The sequence below is a fragment of the Oceanisphaera sp. genome (genome assembly GCF_048268965.1).
Classification (GTDB): domain Bacteria; phylum Pseudomonadota; class Gammaproteobacteria; order Enterobacterales; family Aeromonadaceae; genus Oceanimonas.
This window is the reverse complement of sequence record NZ_JBLWUK010000003.1, coordinates 116,936-136,122: the sequence shown is the minus strand read 5'-3', so window position 1 is coordinate 136,122 and position 19,187 is coordinate 116,936. Positions and strand designations below refer to the sequence as shown.

At 51.6% G+C, this 19,187-nt stretch carries 17 protein-coding genes; 13 read left to right on the top strand and 4 right to left on the bottom strand.

All coding sequences use genetic code 11. The features are described 5' to 3' along the window. Positions 1–8: 8 nt before the first annotated feature. Together ACN0VL_RS03165 and rimK are read right to left on the bottom strand one after the other, a co-directional pair. A complete protein-coding gene (locus ACN0VL_RS03165; RefSeq protein WP_417614675.1) occupies positions 9–1,031 on the bottom strand; it encodes a succinylglutamate desuccinylase/aspartoacylase family protein in 1,023 nt (340 codons plus the stop codon). Continuing rightward, positions 1,031–1,933: a 30S ribosomal protein S6--L-glutamate ligase gene (gene rimK, locus ACN0VL_RS03160; RefSeq protein ID WP_417614674.1), complete on the bottom strand. Its 903-nt coding sequence runs from the start codon at positions 1,931–1,933 to the stop codon at positions 1,031–1,033. Before rimK ends, ACN0VL_RS03165 begins: the two co-directional genes overlap by 1 nt. A gap of 288 nt (positions 1,934–2,221) precedes the next feature. On the opposite strand from rimK, the gene acnA reads away from it, so the two are divergent. Next, positions 2,222–4,939, top strand: coding sequence for an aconitate hydratase AcnA (acnA, locus tag ACN0VL_RS03155; RefSeq protein WP_417614673.1), 2,718 nt, complete (start codon positions 2,222–2,224; stop codon positions 4,937–4,939). Positions 4,940–5,136: 197 nt separating this feature from the next. Here the strand turns inward: acnA and ACN0VL_RS03150 are convergent, their stop codons facing one another. After that, positions 5,137–5,916 carry a cyclase family protein gene (locus tag ACN0VL_RS03150; RefSeq protein WP_417614672.1) on the bottom strand — a complete coding sequence of 260 codons (780 nt, stop codon included), beginning with the start codon at positions 5,914–5,916 and terminating at the stop codon, positions 5,137–5,139. A 268-nt stretch (positions 5,917–6,184) separates the two neighbouring features. Beyond that, the gene (locus ACN0VL_RS03145; protein ID WP_417614671.1) at positions 6,185–7,162 is read right to left on the bottom strand and encodes an AraC family transcriptional regulator; all 978 of its coding nucleotides are present in this window, start codon (positions 7,160–7,162) and stop codon (positions 6,185–6,187) included. Positions 7,163–7,476: 314 nt separating this feature from the next. Between ACN0VL_RS03145 and antA the strand changes: the two genes are divergently transcribed. From antA to ACN0VL_RS03085, 12 genes are all read left to right on the top strand, one after another. Next, positions 7,477–8,865: an anthranilate 1,2-dioxygenase large subunit gene (gene antA / locus ACN0VL_RS03140; RefSeq protein ID WP_417614670.1), complete on the top strand. Its 1,389-nt coding sequence runs from the start codon at positions 7,477–7,479 to the stop codon at positions 8,863–8,865. 3 nt (positions 8,866–8,868) lie between these two features. Continuing rightward, positions 8,869–9,354, top strand: a complete 486-nt coding sequence (antB, locus tag ACN0VL_RS03135) for an anthranilate 1,2-dioxygenase small subunit (RefSeq protein ID WP_417614669.1) — start codon at positions 8,869–8,871, stop codon at positions 9,352–9,354. A 16-nt stretch (positions 9,355–9,370) separates the two neighbouring features. Further along, complete coding sequence (gene antC / locus ACN0VL_RS03130) at positions 9,371–10,384, top strand: anthranilate 1,2-dioxygenase electron transfer component AntC (protein WP_417614668.1); 1,014 nt, start codon at positions 9,371–9,373, stop codon at positions 10,382–10,384. A gap of 429 nt (positions 10,385–10,813) precedes the next feature. Beyond that, positions 10,814–11,800: a TRAP transporter substrate-binding protein gene (locus ACN0VL_RS03125; RefSeq protein ID WP_417614667.1), complete on the top strand. Its 987-nt coding sequence runs from the start codon at positions 10,814–10,816 to the stop codon at positions 11,798–11,800. A 59-nt stretch (positions 11,801–11,859) separates the two neighbouring features. Then, on the top strand, positions 11,860–12,408 hold the full coding sequence (locus tag ACN0VL_RS03120) for a TRAP transporter small permease (RefSeq protein ID WP_417614666.1): 549 nt from the start codon (positions 11,860–11,862) through the stop codon (positions 12,406–12,408). Next, the gene (locus ACN0VL_RS03115; protein ID WP_417614665.1) at positions 12,405–13,664 is read left to right on the top strand and encodes a TRAP transporter large permease; all 1,260 of its coding nucleotides are present in this window, start codon (positions 12,405–12,407) and stop codon (positions 13,662–13,664) included. The genes ACN0VL_RS03120 and ACN0VL_RS03115 overlap by 4 nt, the downstream gene beginning before the upstream one ends. 225 nt (positions 13,665–13,889) lie before the next feature. Then, entirely contained in the window at positions 13,890–14,333 is a 444-nt protein-coding gene (locus ACN0VL_RS03110; protein WP_417614664.1) for a MarR family winged helix-turn-helix transcriptional regulator, read from the top strand. A gap of 30 nt (positions 14,334–14,363) precedes the next feature. Further along, the gene (locus ACN0VL_RS03105; protein WP_417614663.1) at positions 14,364–14,792 is read left to right on the top strand and encodes an acyl-CoA thioesterase; all 429 of its coding nucleotides are present in this window, start codon (positions 14,364–14,366) and stop codon (positions 14,790–14,792) included. A gap of 181 nt (positions 14,793–14,973) precedes the next feature. After that, on the top strand, positions 14,974–15,495 hold the full coding sequence (locus ACN0VL_RS03100; RefSeq protein WP_417614662.1) for a TRAP transporter small permease: 522 nt from the start codon (positions 14,974–14,976) through the stop codon (positions 15,493–15,495). An 11-nt stretch (positions 15,496–15,506) separates the two neighbouring features. Further along, positions 15,507–16,814 carry a TRAP transporter large permease gene (locus tag ACN0VL_RS03095; RefSeq protein WP_417614661.1) on the top strand — a complete coding sequence of 436 codons (1,308 nt, stop codon included), beginning with the start codon at positions 15,507–15,509 and terminating at the stop codon, positions 16,812–16,814. Positions 16,815–16,862: 48 nt separating this feature from the next. Beyond that, positions 16,863–17,828 carry a TRAP transporter substrate-binding protein DctP gene (gene dctP, locus ACN0VL_RS03090; RefSeq protein WP_417614660.1) on the top strand — a complete coding sequence of 322 codons (966 nt, stop codon included), beginning with the start codon at positions 16,863–16,865 and terminating at the stop codon, positions 17,826–17,828. A gap of 185 nt (positions 17,829–18,013) precedes the next feature. Then, positions 18,014–19,186, top strand: a complete 1,173-nt coding sequence (locus ACN0VL_RS03085) for an alpha-hydroxy acid oxidase (protein ID WP_417614659.1) — start codon at positions 18,014–18,016, stop codon at positions 19,184–19,186. Position 19,187: the final 1 nt, after the last annotated feature.

Sequence of the window (19,187 nt, the reverse complement as noted above, 5' to 3'; positions counted from 1 at the left end):
GACCGGGCCTAGAAGGTCTGCGGGTGAATATCCAGCTCGTCAACAAAGCGCTCTACGCTTCTTTCGGCCTGTTTTACCGCATCAAAGCTGGCAATGTGGCACACGGCATCGCCTTCGTTGACCAAGGGCATGGTCAGGCAGCCAATGACGATGCCACTTCTGGCGGCTATCACTTCACAGGTTTCCGCACCCAGGGGGGCGGAAATGAAGCCCAGGTTCTGGCCCTTGCTTACCCGGTCACCCAATCTGGCCTTCAGGTGCAATAAACCATCCTGCTCGGCCCGGATCCAGTTGCTGGACTTGGCAATCATGGGGCTCATTTTAACTTTATTAGTGGCGGTCGGCTTGAGCATCCCCAGGGTACGCATCACATTCAGTATGCCGCGGGTGCCGGCCTTGATGGCCACCGGATCGAAGCGCAGTGCTTCTCCGGCTTCATATAAAATGACCGGAATATCCCGACTTTCTGCTACCGAACGCAAGGAGCCATCGCGAATACTGGCGTCCAGGATGACCGGAGCCCCAAAACTTTCCGCCATCTTGCTGGTGGTATCACAGTCCAGCTTGGCGCGAATTTGTGGCAGGTTGGAACGGTGAATGGCACCCGTGTGCAAGTCGATAATATGAGTGCACTCGCTGACGATATTATCGACAAAAAAGTGCGCCGCACGCGAGCCAAGAGAGCCTTTCACCGACCCCGGAAAACACCGGTTCAAGTCGCGTCTGTCCGGTAAATAACGTGACTTGTGAATAAAGCCGAATACATTGACCACGGGGACGGCAATCAGGGTACCTTTCAAGCGGGCCGGATTGATACGGGCCAACACCTGGTTGACTATTTCAATACCATTAAGCTCATCACCGTGAATGGCGGCACAAATCAATAATACCGGGCCGGGGTGTTTGCCATGTATCACTTCCAGCGGCATGGTCAGCGGCGACTGGGTATACAACTGAGCCAGCGCCAATTGCAGCACCCGGCGCTGTCCGGGATCGACCTGATGGCCGGCAAGTTGAAAAGGAGTCACCATTAGCCACGCTCTCGGGTTTTGAGTTTTTTATGATGATTGTTTTCTATGTACTGGATCATTAAATCGGCCACGTCTTTCCCGGTCGCGACTTCAATGCCCTGCAAGCCGGGAGAAGAGTTAACCTCCATTACCAAGGGGCCCCGTTTGGATCGCAGTAGATCCACGCCCGCCACATTCAGGCCCATGGCTCTGGCTGAAGCAATGGCGGTTTTACGCTCTTCCGGACTGATGCGAATGAGTTGAGCGGCTCCCCCGCGGTGCAGGTTGGAGCGAAACTCGCCTTCTTTTGCCTGACGCTTCATGGCGGCAATTACTTTATCGCCCAGTACAAAGCAGCGAATATCGGCCCCACCGGCCTCTTCAATAAACTCCTGCACCATGATGTTGGCTTTCAACCCCATAAAGGCTTCCAGTACGCTTTCGGCCGCTTTGCGCGTCTCCGCCAGGACCACCCCTATGCCCTGAGTTCCTTCCAGCAACTTGATCACCAGCGGCGCGCCACCGACCATATCAATCAGGTCGGGTACATCGTCGGGTTTACAGGCAAAGCCCGTCACCGGCATGCCGACCCCCTGGCCAGACAACAACTGCAACGAGCGCAGCTTGTCGCGAGAGCGGCTGATGGCGGCGGAATGGTTCAACGAATAACAATTCATCATTTCAAACTGGCGCAGCACGGCGGTACCGTAAAAGGTCACGCTGGCACCAATGCGCGGAATAATGGCATCAAACTGCTCCAGCTCAACACCGTGGTAATGAATAGAGGGCTTGTTGTCATTAATGTTCATGTAGCACTTTAACGCATCTATGATGCGCACTTCGTGGCCGCGAGCCTCGGCGGCTTCGCGTAAGCGACGGGTGGAATACAGGGAGGCATTACGAGAAAGAATGGCAATTTTCATAAGTGTGGTAGAGCTCTCTATTCTTGGTGGTTTATATAGCTGGTACTTGGGGGCACTATCTACGCTATCCTGAGAACAAGCGCCAACAAGAAAAATGCCACCCGAGGGTTAAAAAATTGAATCTATCTTTAACTTAGCAGTATCCGCTTGTTTTTACGTCAATAAGGTCGATTATTGTGTAGTTTTACCGGGGGCTTTCTTTGTTGCCCGGTCTGTGACTAAATAAGAGGGGTCATGCTGTGCTGGTTGTGTTTTTCACCAGCCATTTCCATCGTTAAGGGGGAAAGGATGTCTACTCGCGTTAATGCGTCTTATACCGAGACCCTCACACTGGGTCAGAAGTCATATCTATATTACAGCCTGCAAAAGCTGTCTCAGAGCAAAGAGCTTGCTCGTCTACCTAAATCCTTGAAAGTACTTACCGAAAACCTGCTGCGCAACCTCGATGGCGATACCGTCAGCGAAGAGGATATTGCGGCCATGGCTGCCTGGTTAAAACAGGGCGAGTCTAGCCGGGAGATTGCCTTTCGCCCGGTAAGAGTGCTGATGCAGGACTTTACCGGCGTGCCGGCGGTGGTCGATTTGGCGGCCATGCGCGATGCGGTGCAGCGCCTCGGCGGCAAAGCCGAACAGGTTAACCCTTTGTCGGCGGTCGACCTGGTCATCGACCACTCGGTCATGGTGGATGCCTTTGCCAACGAGCAGGCTTTTGCCACCAACGTCGACATGGAAATGGCCCGCAACGGTGAACGTTATGCCTTCTTGCGCTGGGGTCAGAAAACCTTCGATAACTTTCGAGTGGTCCCGCCAGGTACCGGTATCTGTCACCAGGTGAACCTGGAATATCTGGGGCAAACCGTGTGGCAGCAAGAGCAGGGTAATGACACCGTTATTTGTCCGGATACCCTGGTCGGCACCGACTCACATACCACCATGATTAATGCCCTGGGCATTCTTGGCTGGGGGGTAGGGGGTATTGAAGCAGAAGCGGCCATGCTGGGCCAGCCGGTCTCCATGCTGATCCCGGAAGTCGTTGGCTTCAAGCTGACGGGCAAGTTGCGTGAGGGCATTACCGCGACGGATCTGGTGTTAACCGTGGTGCAAATGCTGCGTAACAAAGGCGTAGTCGGCAAGTTTGTTGAATTTTACGGTGATGGCCTGGCCACGCTGCCGCTGGCAGACAGAGCCACCATTGCCAACATGGCACCAGAATACGGTGCTACCTGTGGTTTCTTCCCGGTAGATGAAGAAACCGTGCGCTACCTCACCCTGACCGGGCGTAGTGCAGAGCAGGTTGAACTGGTTGAAGCCTACAGCAAGGCGCAGGGGTTGTGGCGTAATGCGGGTGACGAGCCGGTATTTACCGATACCCTGGGCCTGGATATGAGCGAAGTAGAAGCCTGTCTGGCTGGCCCCAAGCGTCCGCAAGACAGGGTCACGCTGTCTAATGTGCCGCAAGCTTTTAGTTTAAGCCGCGAGCTGGTGGTCGAGAAAAAGCAAGAGCAGCGCCTGGAAAACGAAGGCGGTCAAACGGCGGTGGCCCTCAATCAATCGCTGGAAGGGACCGAGTTTTCACTCAATGGTAATAAGCATAAATTAGCTGACGGGGCCGTGGTCATTGCGGCCATCACCTCCTGTACCAACACCTCTAACCCGAGTGTGTTAATGGCGGCAGGGCTGCTGGCCAAGGCCGCGGTTGAAAAAGGGTTAACCCGGGCGCCCTGGGTGAAAAGTTCCCTGGCTCCGGGCTCCAAGGTGGTCACCGATTACCTGATTAAAGCCGGATTAATGCCCTATCTGGAAGAGTTGGGCTTTTATCTGGTGGGATATGGCTGTACGACCTGTATTGGTAATTCGGGCCCCTTGCCCGAGCCCATCGAAGCAGCCATTAAAAAGAAAGACATGACGGTGGCCGCCGTACTGTCGGGTAACCGTAACTTTGAAGGACGAATTCATCCACTGGTGAAATCCAACTGGTTGGCGTCCCCACCTCTGGTGGTTGCCTATGCGCTGGCCGGCAGCATGCATATGGATTTGACCCAAGATGCGCTGGGTACCGACAAAGACGGCAAGCCGGTGTATCTGAAAGATATCTGGCCATCACAGCAGACCATCGCCGAGGCGGTAGAGCTGGTGAAAACCGAGATGTTTCACAAGGAATATGCGGCCGTATTTGATGGTGATGAGCATTGGCGCGCCATTGATGTTGAAAACACCAGCACCTTTAACTGGCAGTCCGACTCCAGTTATATTCAGCATCCGCCGTTTTTCCAGACCATGGGTAAAACACCCGAGCCGGTGGTGGATATCAAAGCGGCAAGGTTGCTGGCCATACTGGGCGATTCTGTGACCACCGACCATATTTCGCCTGCCGGTAGCATTAGTGCCGACAGCCCGGCAGGGCACTATCTGGAATCACTGGGAGTGGATCGCAAGGACTTTAACTCTTACGGCTCGCGCCGTGGTAACCATGAAGTGATGATGCGCGGCACCTTTGCCAACATTCGTATTCGTAACCGCATGCTGGAAGACGTAGAGGGCGGACAAACGCGCCACTATCCGAGCGGTGAGCAGTTATCGATTTACGATGCGGCCATGCGTTATCAAGAAGAGAAGGTGCCGCTGGTGGTGGTCGCCGGCAAGGAGTACGGCACCGGCTCCAGCCGTGACTGGGCGGCCAAGGGCACCTTGCTATTGGGGGTGCGCGCGGTTATTGCCGAATCCTATGAACGTATTCACCGCTCCAACCTGATTGGCATGGGCGTGGTGCCGCTGGAGTTCATCAGCGACAGCGCCGAGAGCCTGGGGCTGAAAGGAGACGAGCTGATCAGCATCAAGGGGCTGAACGACTTGAGCCCAGGCAAAGAATTGCTGGTGGTCATTGAAGGAGCTGACGGTAGCAAGCAAGAGGTCAAGGTACGCTGTCGTATCGATACCGGTAATGAGCTAACTTACTACCAGCACGGCGGCATCCTGCATTATGTGATCCGACATATGCTGGAATAAACACAGCCATAAATCGTCAGCCGAAAGCTGACAGTTAACTAATAAATACCGAGCCCGTGGCTCGGTATTTTACTTTCTGCGCTTGGCTCTTCGCTATCAACTGTCATTCTGATGAAAAATCAGGATCTAAACTTGAGCTTGGTATTTTTCCGGCCTGTTTCTTAATCACGAGTCGTTAAGGGGAGGAATACAGGGCTTTATTCCACCAGCGCCAATACTCGTAAAGGGCTGCCGGATCCTTCTTTTATTTTTAGGGGGGCCGCCACAATAATGGCTCCCTGAGGGGGCAGTTTGTCCAGATTCTTCAGACATTGCAAACCGTATTTGTTTGCTCCATGCATCAGCGTGTGGCAGGGGTATGGCAACGGCCAGGAATAGGATTGCCCGGCATCGGTATTGATGCTCTCTACACCAAAACCACGGATGTCCCGTTCTTTTATAAGCCACTCAACGGCTTCTTGGCTGGGGCCAGGCGTATGGGCTCCGTCTTCCCGCATATTTACAAAGGCGGTCGGGTTGGTGATTCGTTTGCTCCAATCGGTACGTAGCAGCAGCCAGGAGCCTGCAGGGATCCGGCCGTGTTTTTCTTCCCAAGTCAGAAGAAAATCCACAGTGAGCAGCCAGTCATCATTGTTGGCTACCTCCAGGCTTGCATCAACAACGCAGGCTGGGCCAATAAATTGCTTGCTATCAATTGTATCAACCGTGTTATCCGGGTAGTCCTTGCCGCTTAGCCAGTGTGCTGGGGCGTCGAAATGTGTTCCGGTATGTTCACCACATGAAAAATTGTTCCAGTACCAACCCGGACCGGCATCATCGTACTTCGAAATGCGTTCTTGCTTGAAAGACCAGACTTGAGCAAATTGTGGCGGCAATACCAGAGAAGGAAATTCGGAGGAAAGAGTGTGTGTTAAATCTATTATTTGTATGTCATTACTCGCGATATTCTCAGCCAGTTGTTCGAGCGTTGATGCCATGTGTATCTCCTTTACAGTGCCATGGTGAGGTAATGATGTTGCCAGCATCTTTGAGTGTGTCTTGAGTGGCTCCATCTTATTAAGGGGCTACTTTAAAATATTGCCACATCTTAATTTTTAGCTCGGCTGCTCCAGACAAGCTATCCATAATACGCATCTCAGTATCCGTTAACCGAATAAATATAATTTGGTTGTAATCCTCCTACTACATTAAAAATAATTAAGAAATACTATCAAGCCACGGGTTGAAGGCTAACCGCTTTTATCATCAACGTTTTCCCTTGAAACTTTCGGAAGGCAACTCTCCGAAGCGCTGCTGATACTCCTTGGCAAAGCGCCCCAGCTGGCTGAAACCACAATCCATGGCGATGCTGGAAACGCTTTCATTGGCAGCAGGCTGTTGCAAACGCTCTCTTACCTGCTGAAAACGCAGGTTGCGGAAATAGGCCATGGGTGAGCAGTCGTAGAAGGTGCGGAAATCCCGGTAGAGTTTTTCTCGACTAATGCCGGCCGCTTTTTCGAAGTCACTGACCGACAGGGGCTGATCTAGATGAGCCTTCATCATCGACTCTAGTTCGGACAAGTAAGCAGGGCGATTTAACTGGCGATTTTGCAGCTCTTGGGAGTAGTTATGGGGTTGGGCGTAGAGCAGCCCACTGATCAAGGTATCCTGAAAAGAGGACCATACATCGGGGAAATCGAATAAGCTGCTTTGATTTTTCAGCATTTTCTGCAAGGTTGCCACCGTATTCCACCAATCATCCATGCCGTTATGCAACTGTATACCGGGTTCAAAGATGATCGGGGAAGAGATATCCCTATGCAACAGAGTGGCCAGCTTTTGCTCCACTGCCGTCCTGGAAATCCGTACCAGCTGTTTCCGGCAGTCTGCGCTCAGCGTCAGGCTAAAGGGATTGCCGGGAGAGACGATTAAGCCCGACTGGCTGTTGGATTCGATTCTATCTTTTTTACTTTCGATATATTGGGTGCCTGTAAAAGGCAGGCTGATGCTGTAGCTGTGTAATAAATCCTGAGTCTGGACTTGAGCCGAAGTGGAATATTCGATGACGCCAAAGGATATTTGTCCTAATGAAGCTCCCTGATGGCGAAACAGCAGCTCTTGTGGCCGGGTGATTTCGAGATTATGGGGGCCACAGATCCTGCCCATCCAGTCGCGGGCCGAATCAATACTACTCAACTCAACAGCCAGAAACTGCCTCTGTATCTTGTTATGGTGCTGGTTCATCTGCTTCCTCTTGACAATACCCATAACCTAGTTCGTATCCGATAGTGGCATTGACTGAGTAGGTTTTCAGGATTTATGTAACATTTATATTACGTAAAATCATGTGTGGTTCAAGGTGGTATGTCAATCGTCATGATGGAAGAGTCAGTGCTTGGACTGGGCAACTCGAACCATAATGTTAATGAAAGGTACCATCTGGTGACTTAGGTATTGCCATAAAGTGTATATTGTTAACGCATGAACTGCATATCGCCCCTTCTGTCCGGCCGTTAGTATTGAAGTCATACCAATCAGGTTCAAAAGGAGAGAACCCCATGACTACCCACAGAAGCGTTGCCCAGTGGCAGGATTTCATTCAGGGCTGTCTCGATTTCAAGCCAGAACAGGGCGTTTATCGAATCGCACGAGAAATGTTCACCGACCAGGCGCTGTTTGATCTTGAAATGGAACTGATTTTCGAGAAGCAGTGGATTTTTGCCTGTCATGAAAGCCAGATAGCCAATCCTAACGATTTTATTACCATGCAGGCCGGTCGTCAGCCGATGATCATTACTCGCGACGGCAAGGGTGAGTTGCACGCCTTGGCCAATACCTGCCAGCACAGAGGCGCGACCCTGACCCGAGTATGCAAGGGCAATCAGTCTACCTTTACTTGCCCGTTCCACGCATGGTGTTACAAGTCGGACGGCCGGTTGGTAAAAGTCAAGGCGCCGAGCGAATATCCTGCCGACTTTGACAAGTCCAGCCGAGGCTTGCGGAAGGCGCGTATTGCCAGTTACAAGGGGTTTGTATTTATCAGCCTGGACCTCGAGTCCGATCTGAGCCTGGAAGACTTCCTCGGTGATACTCGACTGTTTTTCGACATGATGGTTGAACAGTCGGTTGATGGTGAACTGGAAGTGTTGCCGGGGCAGTCTAATTACACCTTTAACGGGAACTGGAAGCTGCAGAATGAAAACGGCCTGGATGGTTATCATGTTAGTACTGTGCACTACAACTATGTGAGCACGGTACAGCACCGCCGGGAGTTGGAGGCTAGCAAAAACGGTGCCAGTGGAGACACTCTGGATTACAGCAAGCTAGGCGCCGGAGACAAGGATACGGATGATGGCTGGTTTTCTTTCCATCATGGTCACAGTCTGTTGTTCAGTGATATGCCAAACCCAAAGGTCCGGCCGGGTTATGAGAGCGTCATGCCTCGCCTGCTGGAGTCCCATGAAGAAGAGCGGGCAAAGTGGACTATGCACCGGTTGCGTAACCTGAATATCTACCCCAGCCTGTTTTTTATGGATCAAATCAGTTCCCAGCTGCGCATCATTCGTCCGGTCGCCTGGAATAAAACAGAAGTGATCAGTCTATGTCTTGGGGTGAAAGGCGAGTCGGCTGCCGATAGGGAAAACCGAATCCGTCAATTCGAAGACTTTTTCAACGTTTCCGGCATGGGAACCCCTGACGACCTGGTGGAGTTCAAGGAGTCTCAGCGTGGTTTTGAAGCCCGAATCTCTCCCTGGAGCGATATCTCCCGTGGTCATGAAACATGGCAATACGGAGAAACCCCCAACAGCAAGGTACTGGGCATTTCGCCGGTGATTACCGGAGTCGAGTTTACTCAGGAAGGGCTTTACGTGAACCAACACGGTGCCTGGCAGGAAATGATGCTGAAAGGACTTGAGAAGAAATTACAGCAGTCTGAAGAGGTGTAAATCATGGAATACCAACACTCACTCGAACAGTTTTTTTATCAGCTTTCGGCACTGTGCGATGATCAGGATTGGGACAACTATCTGGAGCAGTTTGCTCCCGATGCTGAGTTTCATATCCCCCAATGGGAAACGGAGCATAAGCATACCAGCGATCCCAAGCGAGAAATGTCCCTGATGTATTATGCGGACAGGGGGGGAATTGAAGATCGCATATTCCGCCTTCGCACTGGTAAGTCGGCGGCATCAACCCCCATGCCGAGAACTCTGCACCTTATTAATAATGTGCGTTATCAGCAAGAAGATAATGGTCTTTTTTCTGCCCGTGTAAACTGGGTTACCCATTATTATCGATTTGGTGAGAGTTTACATTTTTTCGGCACAGCTAATTATCGACTGCGTCGTGAAAATGACAGTTGGAAAATCACCTACAAACAGACAATCTTACTTAACGATAAAATAGACTCAGTTCTCGATTTTTATCACGTTTAAATAGATAGGGGTAATTATGTCTCATACCGCAGCTATCGTTTTTCGTGATGGAAATACTCGATTTATCGAGGTTAAGGAAAACGAGTTATTGATGGATGCCTCTTTACGTCAAGGGGTTAATTTACCGGTTGATTGTCGTGAAGGCGTATGTGCCACCTGCCGAGGGCAGTGTGAATCCGGAGAGATTGAGCTGGATTATGTGGACGAAGAAGCACTGACCGAAAAAGAAATTGAAGCCGGACATATATTGGCATGTCAGACTCGACTCAAGTCGTCCGGTTCTTTTTATTTCGATGTGGACTCTACCCTCTGCAGTGTGTCCAGTGAACGATTCAAGGGGTCAGTGAGAGTCTTTAATCAAGTGTCGGATGCTGCTGCCCTGATTGAAATACAACTCGAAGACGAAGGCGGCCGGTTGCGTTACTTGCCCGGACAATATGCCCGCCTTCAGATTCCGGGTACGGATCAATGGCGTGCCTATTCCTTTGCCAATTACTCGGCAGCAGAGGGCTATGTCAGATTTTTAATCAGGCTACTGCCCAGCGGTGTGATGAGTGATTATCTACGCTATCGGTGCCGGGTAGGGGATGAAATAACCTTCGAGGCACCCATGGGAGCTTTTTACCTGCGTGAAGTAGAAAGGCCCCTATTGATGGTAGCTGGTGGTACAGGACTGTCGGCTTTTCTGGGTATGCTGGAAGATTTGGTTGCAAGGGGTAATTGTACCCAAGCTATCCGCTTATGCTACGGCGTGACTCAGGATATGGATTTGAGCGAGTTGGACCGCCTGGATTCATTTAAAGAGCAATTGGCCGATTTTGATTATGACGTCATCGTCATGAAGCCGTCGGAGCATTGGCAGGGCAAACAAGGTGTGGTTTGCGATCTATTTGATAAGGAGTATCTGCAGCAGCCATTTGATGCCTATTTATGTGGTCCGCCTCCAATGATAGATGCAACCCAAACCTGGCTGGAAGTCAATCAGGTAGCCGACTATAAGTTGTACTTTGAAAAATTTGTTTCCAGTTGAGGTCAAATAACTGTTCAGGATAAGTGGTCTCGCATAACTAATGAGAAATTTAATTCTCATATGGCTTAATAAATTTGGCCAAAGTTAGCCATGGAGCCATATAAGATATGCGAGTTATTTAATCCTGAATAATTTTCAAGTCAGGAGCTGAGGCTTACCATCGGCTCCTGATTTTTTTCTGAGCAACAACGTGGACAAGCTGGGCAAGACGGCATTCTACTACGTTGCCAGCTGAATCATCGAGTCATCAAGGTTCTGTTCTGAGGTATTGCCATTTGAACTTATATTGAGAAAAGTAACATCATGTTTATTGAAAATATTGCCTCTGCTACTGAATGTTACTTGCTATAACAACAATTAAACTTGATGTGGGTTGATATAAAACAATGCAGTTGAAGATGAATTGCCAAAACAACAATGGAGTTGAACATGACCACATTTAAACGTCTGCTGATAGCAGCCACCGCAACCTCCCTGGCCCTATCTTCACTCACCGTGCAGGCCAGAGATTTTCGTTTGGGACTGATCACCCCACCATCTCATATCTGGACACAGGCCGCCAACGACTTTGCTCAGGAATTGAAAGAAAAATCCGCTGGTCAACATACGGTATCCGTCTTTCCGGCCCAGCAGTTGGGTAATGAGGCACAAATGGTGCAGCAGTTGCAGACGGGGGCTCTGGATATGGCCTTTTTGACTATTGCCGAAATATCCAACCGAGTGCCGGATTTTGGTGCCCTCTATGCCCCTTATCTGGTGGATAACATCGACCATGCTGCGGCGCTATTGCGATCCGACGCGGCTATTGGACTGCTGGATCAGCTACCGGCCGGGGTTGGTATGGTCGGTGTCGGCTACGGTATGGGGGGCATGCGGCAGATGTTGAGCCGTGAAGAGGTGTCTAGTCCGGAAGCCTTGCAAGGCAAGAAGCTGCGCATCACGCCATTCGATCCGCTCCGCGACTTTTATAATGCACTAGGCTCGGCTCCAACCCCGCTACCGCTGCCAGGGGTCTACGATGCCCTGGCCAATGGCCAGGTCGACGCCATCGACATGGACTTTGACTCCATTTTGATTTTCAAATTTTATGAACGGGCTAACAACCTGCTTATCTCCAATCACATGATGTTCCCCATGGTCGGTGTAGTATCAGGCCGGGTATGGCGTGAGCTGAGCGATGATGACAAAACCCTGGTGCGGACCTTGATGAAGTCTCACCTGGATTCGGTTATCGACAGATTTCAACAGCAGGAAAAAAGCCAGGAGCAGGAGCTGCGTGAGCTGGATATCCAGATTACCGAGGCTGACCGTAGCACCTTTTCCGATGCGATCAATAGCTGGGAAGCCATCTGGTCCCGCAAAGCCAACTCACTGGATGCTTTACGTCAGGCAGCGGCCGACGTCAAAGGCAGCTGATCACGACTCAATGAGGGGAGGGCCCCGATACCTCAGGTATCGGGGCTGGAGGGGGTTTGATGTTTAAGCGTTTATCGAATGCAATTGCCGCAGCGGAGATGTTTGCCGCGGCCGTGTTTGCCGCGGCCGTGACCCTGCTGGTATTGCTGAATATAGTCAGTCGAGCCATGGGACAGGCGATTTACTGGGTGGATGAACTGGCCATCTACAGCATGGTCTGGATGACCTTTTTAGCTACCTCCGCCATGCTGAAAAAACGACAGGGCGTATCCGTCACTATATTGACCGACTGTTTGCCGACTAAAGTCCGACACTGGTTGACAGTGTTCAGTGACCTGATGATTCTGGCGTTTGCACTGTTCTTGTTTATCCTTTGCTGGCGCTGGTACAACCCAGTGAGCTTATGGCAGGCCGGTTTCGATATTCAGGCCTTCCAGGCCGACACCTTCAATTTTATGTACTCCGAGAATGCCAGCACCATAGCCATCAAAAAATTCTGGGTATGGCTGGTGTTGCCGGTGTTCGCTTTGTCTCTGGCGATGCACGCCCTGATTAACCTGTATGACAGTATTCGGATAGCCGGATCCGCGGCGGGAGAGCCGGTATGACCTTGATCGTTTTTTTGTTGTTGCTGTTTACCGCGGTGCCGATAGCGCTGGTGCTCGCGTTGACTGCCATGTGGTATATCGGCTCCTCGGGGAATACCGTATTATTCGAGTCTTATCCTCAGCAACTGTTCGGCGCCATCGAAAGCTATGGTCTGCTGGCCATTCCGTTGTTTATGCTAACCGGTGAGTTGATGAATGAAGGGGGGTTGACCAAGCGGCTGATAGATTTGGCGCGGATCCTAGTGGGTGGTTTTCGTGGCGGCTTGGCCTACATTAACTTGGTGGCCAATATGATGATGGCTGCCATTATGGGGTCGGCTGCTTCACAAATAGCCATCATGTCTCGGGCCATGGTGCCGGCGATGGAGAAAGAGGGCTACGATAAACCCTACTCGGCGGCCATTACCGCCGCGGGGGGACTGCTGTCACCCATTATCCCGCCGTCCATGCTGTTTGTGTTGTTTGGTGTACTGGCCCAGGTGCCGATCGCGGAAATGTTCATCGCCGGTATTATTCCGGGTCTCATCATGTCCCTGTTGTTTTTTGTTACCATCAGCCTGATGGGAATTGTGCATCAGTACCCGAAAGGGGAGTGGCCGACTCGGGAACAAGCCTGGCGTTTCTTGCTGATGGGCATTCCTGCCGGTTTTATTCCTCTGGTGATCATCGGTGGTATCCTCACGGGGCTGGCGACACCGACGGAGTCGGCGGCCATGGCCTCGCTGGGCGCTTTGTTGATCGGTAAGTATGTGTATAAGGATCTGCAGTTTTCCCACCTGTTTGGCATCCTCAAGCGTACCGCTATCAACTCCGGCATGGTGATCATGCTGATCGCGGCGGCGGGAGTGTTCGGCTGGGTGATTGTCTTTGAGCAGCTTCCCCAGAATGCTGCTGCCTGGATTGCGGAACAGACCTCGGATCCCTTTGTATTCCTGCTGATGGTGATCGGTATCCTGCTGTTGGTGGGCATGGTGATCGATGGCATAGCTGCATTGATCCTGGTGGTGCCGATCCTGTTACCCATCGCCCAGTTACAGTTCGGGATCAGCCCATTCCAGTTCGGTGTCGTGGTATGCCTGACACTGGTGATGGGACTGCTGACCCCTCCGGTCGGGGCTGGGCTATTTATTGCTTCGTCCATGACCGGAGCCTCACCCATGCGTATCTTCCGTTCTCTGCTGCCCTTCCTGGTCGCGACCTTGATTACCCTGGTACTGCTCAGCTGGCAAGGTGGGCTGGTAACCATGCTGCTCTAGGCAATGCGTTCTGCACCTCCGGTCGGCGGGAGAAACAAGGTCGCCGACCGGGCTTGATACAAGTATGTAAAATTTATGTTTTATTTTACACGCAAATACTTTAAGTATGAAATATATTGGTATAAAGTAAATTTACTTAAGGGCTTCTACGGCGGATACCGACATTCGTCGTGTCGTGGAGAAGAGCGACAGGCATCCCATATCTCGAAGGTAAATGGTAGCAGTATGAAAGACGAAATCGCACTAAAGGCTTGGTTCAGAATGCTGTCCAACACGGCACTGATTGAACAGGAGCTGCGCACCCTGTTTATACAGAAATTCAATGTCACCTTGCCGCAGTTCGATTTGATGGCGGCATTACATCATGCAGGAGGGAGGGAAAAAATGTCCGCCTTATCACAGCGGATGAAAGTATCGAACGGCAACATTACCGGTGTGGTGGATCGTCTGGAGCGTGACGGCCTGGTGGCGCGGGAGTCTCTGGCAGAAGATCGAAGAGTCAAATTGATCAGCCTCACAGAGCGGGGGGGCGAAACATTCTCACATATGGCCCAGGTGCATAAAAACTGGATATCTGGGGTATTGGAAGAGATGAGTGAGGACGATCTGGATATATTGCACCTGCAACTATTTAAAATGAGCAAAATTCTGAAAGAGAGAGCGAAATAGATGAGTTGTTCAATTAATTGGGAGAGGGGGATGGCTTTTAATAAAAAAGAGGTAATAAGATTCAGGCACTGTGATCCAGCCGGTATTGTATTTTATCCAAGGTATTTGGAAATTATTAATGACTTGGTTGAAGATTGGTTTGAGGTTATGGGCTATCCCTTTAAAGAAATGGATGCTTGCCTTGGTGCCGGGGTGCCAACCGTGAATCTTAATATCAAGTTTATGCAGCCTTGCAGGCAAGGTGACACACTATTTCTGGAGCTTGTCTGTGCCAGAATCGGTGATAGCTCTTTTGATATTAAAGTGACAGGTCAACGACTGGAACAACCAGTACTGGAAGCCTATGTCACCCTTTGCTTTACCACCATCGGCAAGCAGATCAGTAAGTTGTCGATTCCGGAAGAAGTGAGAAGGAAAATGCTGGAGTACAGGCCGGTTCAGGAAACTGCCAGTCTCTAGGTAACGGGAGCTCCTGGGAGTAGGGAGAAATTGAGTAATTACGCATAACTTATGGGGAAGATTGTGCTCGGGAATTTATAATTTTTAGCCTGGGCTTGATGTAAACCAATATGACCATGCTGAATTTTTATTTGATTAACCGGAAATGATGGAATAAACAAATAATTGGAAGGATTCATTAATGGATAAGGTAATTGATACTCCAAATGTTATTTCTTTTAGTCGCTACTACCATTTTCTACTGACTGGTTGTGGTCTGCTAGCTGCTACCATGTTTGCCGGTATGGCAGTACTGGTATGCAGTGACATTGTATTACGTAACCTGACTGATATTTCATTAGCCTGGACCACGGAGGCATCAGAATACCTGCTGATGTCGGCGACCATGCTGGCAGCCCCGTGGCTGCTGTATTGCGGCGATCATATCCGTATAGATATCAGCTTACGTTTGATGTCGGCGCGTTGGCGTGCATTGTGCGAACGAGGGAGCTGTTTATTAGGCGCTTTCATCTGTGCCGTTTTTACCTGGTATAGCCTGGTGGTGACGCTGGACAGTGCCGAGCAGGGGGGCCTGGTATTCAAAGTGCTGGTCTTTCCTGAATGGTGGTTGAACCTGCCGATGATCTTCTGCTTTACCTTGCTGACGCTGGAGTTTATGCGGCGGTTACTGAAACAGCATGACACCGAGCTGGAGGGGCTGTAATGGAATGGTATATGGCATTGTTTATCATGCTGGGATCTCTGTTTGGCTTGATGCTGATTGGGTTTCCGGTTGCGTTCAGTTTCCTCAGTGTCAATTTGCTGGGAGCCTGGTTATTTATGGGAGGTGAAGCCGGTATCGGGCAGTTGGTCCGTAACTCGGTCGGCTCGGTGACCAGCTTTTCCCTGACCCCTATCCCCCTGTTTGTGATGATGGGGGAACTGCTGTTCCATACCGGACTGGCGTTTCGTGCCATTTCCAGTATCGAACGTGTGATCGCCCGAGTCCCCGGCCAGCTATCGATTGTGTCTGTTCTTGGCGGCACCGCCTTTGCGACCTTGTCCGGCTCGACCATAGCCAACACGGCGATGATGGGCAGTGCGCTGTTGCCGGAGATGCTCAAACGCGGCTATCACCCCACCGTAGCAATGGGCCCCATCATGGCAGTGGGCGGTATTGCAATGCTTATCCCACCTTCTGCGTTGGCGGTGATGTTGGGCAGTCTGGCCGGCGTGTCCATCACTGGGCTGCTGGTCGGGGGGATAGTCCCAGGTTTGTTGATGGCCATTGGCTTTCTCGGCTATGTGATTATTCGTTCTTACATGGACAAGAGCAATGAAAGCGAGCATCAGGAGGAAGAAGAACAGTTGACTCGCCGGCAGCGTTGGTGGCCTTTCTTCCGGGATGTGGTGCCTTTATTGGGTATTTTCGTGGCGGTGGTTGGCAGCATGCTGGCTGGCTGGGCTTCACCTACAGAGTCGGCGGCGATAGGTGCCCTGGCCGCAGTGCTGGCTACTCTCGCGTATGGTGTACTTACCCTAAAGAACCTGGTTCGCTCCCTGCTTGAGACAGCCCGTATTTCTGTAATCATCCTGTTCGTACTGGTGGCTTCCACGGCTTTCTCTCAGCAATTGAGTTTTTCGGGCGCAACCAGCGGCTTGCTCTCGGTTGTGTCCGACTACGGATTGACCCCGTTCTGGCTGGTGATTGGCATGCTGGCGATTGTGCTGCTGATGGGCTGTGTCATCGACCAGGTTAGCATGATGATGATCACTCTGCCGTTCTTCATGCCACTGGCCAACGCCGCCGGCATAGAGCCTATCTGGCTGGGAGTGATGATGCTGATCACCATGGAGATGGGCTTGTTAACCCCACCTTTTGGCCTGCTGTTGATGGTGATGCAAAGCGTCGCTCCCGCTTCTGTGCGTTTACCGCAAATATATGCCTCTGCCGTGCCCTTCTTGCTGATTGAAGGCGTGGTGCTTGCTTTTATTTTTTTACTGCCATGGCTGGCAACCGGGCTTCCCGGCTTGATTGGGTAACTCGTTCCGCTCAATAGGGAGCGGTTCAAAATCACATGGAGAAAGACGATGAACAATAAATTAACAAAGGTTGTGTGCTGTGGTCTTCTGACGTTGACCCCCTGGTTGGCGCAGGCAGAAGAAGTCACCCTGAAAGCGGTCACTGCATTTGGGCAAGACACTTATTTCAATAAACGTTTCAATCAATTTGTTGAGAAAGTTAACGCTGAAGGCAAGGGGTTGGTTCAAATTAAAGTGATTGGCGGACCTGAGTCGATGCCGCCGTTTGAAGTGGGTAATTCGTTGCGGGCCGGCGTGGTTGATATAGCCAACACCACAGGGGTGTTTCACGCCAACATGGTGCCGGAAACCTTGGCGATGACATTAACAAACAAGCCGATGTCCGAGCTAAGGGAGAATGGTGGTTATTCGCTTATGGATAAAATCCACCGGGACAAAGCCAATATGGTCTGGCTGGCACGGCTGTCCGATGGTCTGGAATATCACCTCTACACCAATGAAAAAGTGGATTCGGCTGATTTATCCGGCCTGAAGTTAAGGGGCGTTCCCGTATACCGCTCTTTCTTTCAGGCATTAGGGGCTACGCCATTGCAGGTAGCGCCGGGAGAAGTCTTTACCGCCCTCGAGCGGGGGGTAGTGGACGGCTATGGTTGGCCATCCGTGGGGATATTTGACTTGGGATGGCAGGAAAAAACCAAGTATCGAGTTGAACCGGGTTTTTACAATGTGGAAGTGAGCCTGTTTATGAACCAGAACGCTTGGAAAAAGCTGGATAGTGAGCAGCGAGAATTTCTGAACAAAAAGGTGGCCTGGGTAGAGTCCCTCAATGAAAGTGCGGCGTTCGAGGCAGATGCGGAAAAACAGCGACAGGCTGAAGCAGGTATCGAGGCCATAGTCTTACCTGCCGAGCAGGCGGGCCATTTCCGCGAGCTCTCGCAGCAGGCCGGCTGGCAGGCAGTGGAGCAATTGAGCCCGAAGTATGTGCAGCAGCTGAAAGCCAGCTTCGGCGGTTAACGTGTCCGTTAATCGGTAATAGCCATAAAAAGGTTGTTAACTAGCTGAGTCTTAATTAGGTCACTGGAGTCAGGGGCATGGACAGGCTTGCCACCGGTAGTTTGTATCGCCTTCTGACTTCGTCTGTCATCTCTCGCAGGAGCGCTGACATCAGTTATTTAACGCCTGAGCCAATGGGTTTGAATATGTCAGATAACACCATGATGCAACGCTTTCCTTCTTCGGGCTACCTGGAACAGCAGGCGGCGGCGCGGCTGCCCGGTTTTGTGTTTGACTACCTGCAAGGCGGCAGCGGACGCCAAGGCAGCCTGGAACGAAATATCACGGCGTTTGAACAAGTTACCCTGACACCGCGTTATTTCAACGACTGCCAGGCTGTGAGTCTTGGAACCACTTTATTTGGACATCATTACCAGCTGCCGTTCGGCATTGCGCCCATCGGGCTGGATGGGTTGATATGGCCACGCTCCGTCGAGTATTTGGCGGCAGCGGCCAAACAAGCCGGCTGTCCGGTAACGGCCAGCACCTTTGCTACCAGTAGTCTTGAAGAGGTGGCGCGACTGGCCGGGGAGATGGCCTGGTTTCAGCTCTACCCCTTCAGTGATGGCGATATAGAGCGTGACATGATGGCGCGTGCCGAAGGCGCTGGATATCAGGTGCTGATGGTCACAGTAGACGTGCCGGTTGGTGGGCGACGTGAGCTGGATATGCGCAATGGCCTGTCACTACCCCCGAAGCTAGGTGCTCGAAACTTGCTGGAGGTGGTGCGTAATCCCGGATGGGCATTGCGCCATGCCCATCAGGGAGTGCCCAGTTTCAAGAACCTGCACCCCTATCGCCGTCATTCTAATGACTATCTGCCGGCGAGGATTGCAGGCCGGGTACCTTGGACGCGGCTGGAGCAGTACCGCAAACGTTGGCCCGGAAAGCTGTTGGTGAAAGGGGTGTTGCGTGCGGAAGACGCAGTGCGCTGCCGGGAGCTGGGGGCCGACGGTATTGTGATATCCAATCATGGTGGCCGTCAGCTCGACGCCTGTCCCTCGAGCCTGGAGGTGTTGCCTGTGATACGCAGGGCGGTTGGAGATGACTTTCCCCTGATTATCGACAGCGGACTGCGTTCCGGCCTGGATGTAGCGCGCGCCATTTCCCTGGGGGCCGATTTTGCCTTGCTGGGGCGAACCTTCATGTATGGCGTGGCAGCACTGGGCCCGGCGGGGGCTGGACATGTGATTCAGATGCTCAGTGATGAGCTGGAAAATACGATGCAGATGCTGGGTTGCCCTGATATCACGGCACTGAAGTGCTGGCACAAGGGTGATGCGGTGCTGCCAGATGAGAATCATGGAAAAGGAGAATAAA

Coding starts and splice junctions, on each gene's coding strand:
- ACN0VL_RS03165 (WP_417614675.1), bottom strand. CDS start 1,031: ATGGTGACTCCTTTTCAACTTGCCGGCCATCAGGTCGATCCCGGACAG.
- rimK (WP_417614674.1), bottom strand. CDS start 1,933: ATGAAAATTGCCATTCTTTCTCGTAATGCCTCCCTGTATTCCACCCGT.
- acnA (WP_417614673.1), top strand. CDS start 2,222: ATGTCTACTCGCGTTAATGCGTCTTATACCGAGACCCTCACACTGGGT.
- ACN0VL_RS03150 (WP_417614672.1), bottom strand. CDS start 5,916: ATGGCATCAACGCTCGAACAACTGGCTGAGAATATCGCGAGTAATGAC.
- ACN0VL_RS03145 (WP_417614671.1), bottom strand. CDS start 7,162: ATGAACCAGCACCATAACAAGATACAGAGGCAGTTTCTGGCTGTTGAG.
- antA (WP_417614670.1), top strand. CDS start 7,477: ATGACTACCCACAGAAGCGTTGCCCAGTGGCAGGATTTCATTCAGGGC.
- antB (WP_417614669.1), top strand. CDS start 8,869: ATGGAATACCAACACTCACTCGAACAGTTTTTTTATCAGCTTTCGGCA.
- antC (WP_417614668.1), top strand. CDS start 9,371: ATGTCTCATACCGCAGCTATCGTTTTTCGTGATGGAAATACTCGATTT.
- ACN0VL_RS03125 (WP_417614667.1), top strand. CDS start 10,814: ATGACCACATTTAAACGTCTGCTGATAGCAGCCACCGCAACCTCCCTG.
- ACN0VL_RS03120 (WP_417614666.1), top strand. CDS start 11,860: ATGTTTAAGCGTTTATCGAATGCAATTGCCGCAGCGGAGATGTTTGCC.
- ACN0VL_RS03115 (WP_417614665.1), top strand. CDS start 12,405: ATGACCTTGATCGTTTTTTTGTTGTTGCTGTTTACCGCGGTGCCGATA.
- ACN0VL_RS03110 (WP_417614664.1), top strand. CDS start 13,890: ATGAAAGACGAAATCGCACTAAAGGCTTGGTTCAGAATGCTGTCCAAC.
- ACN0VL_RS03105 (WP_417614663.1), top strand. CDS start 14,364: ATGGCTTTTAATAAAAAAGAGGTAATAAGATTCAGGCACTGTGATCCA.
- ACN0VL_RS03100 (WP_417614662.1), top strand. CDS start 14,974: ATGGATAAGGTAATTGATACTCCAAATGTTATTTCTTTTAGTCGCTAC.
- ACN0VL_RS03095 (WP_417614661.1), top strand. CDS start 15,507: ATGGCATTGTTTATCATGCTGGGATCTCTGTTTGGCTTGATGCTGATT.
- dctP (WP_417614660.1), top strand. CDS start 16,863: ATGAACAATAAATTAACAAAGGTTGTGTGCTGTGGTCTTCTGACGTTG.
- ACN0VL_RS03085 (WP_417614659.1), top strand. CDS start 18,014: ATGTCAGATAACACCATGATGCAACGCTTTCCTTCTTCGGGCTACCTG.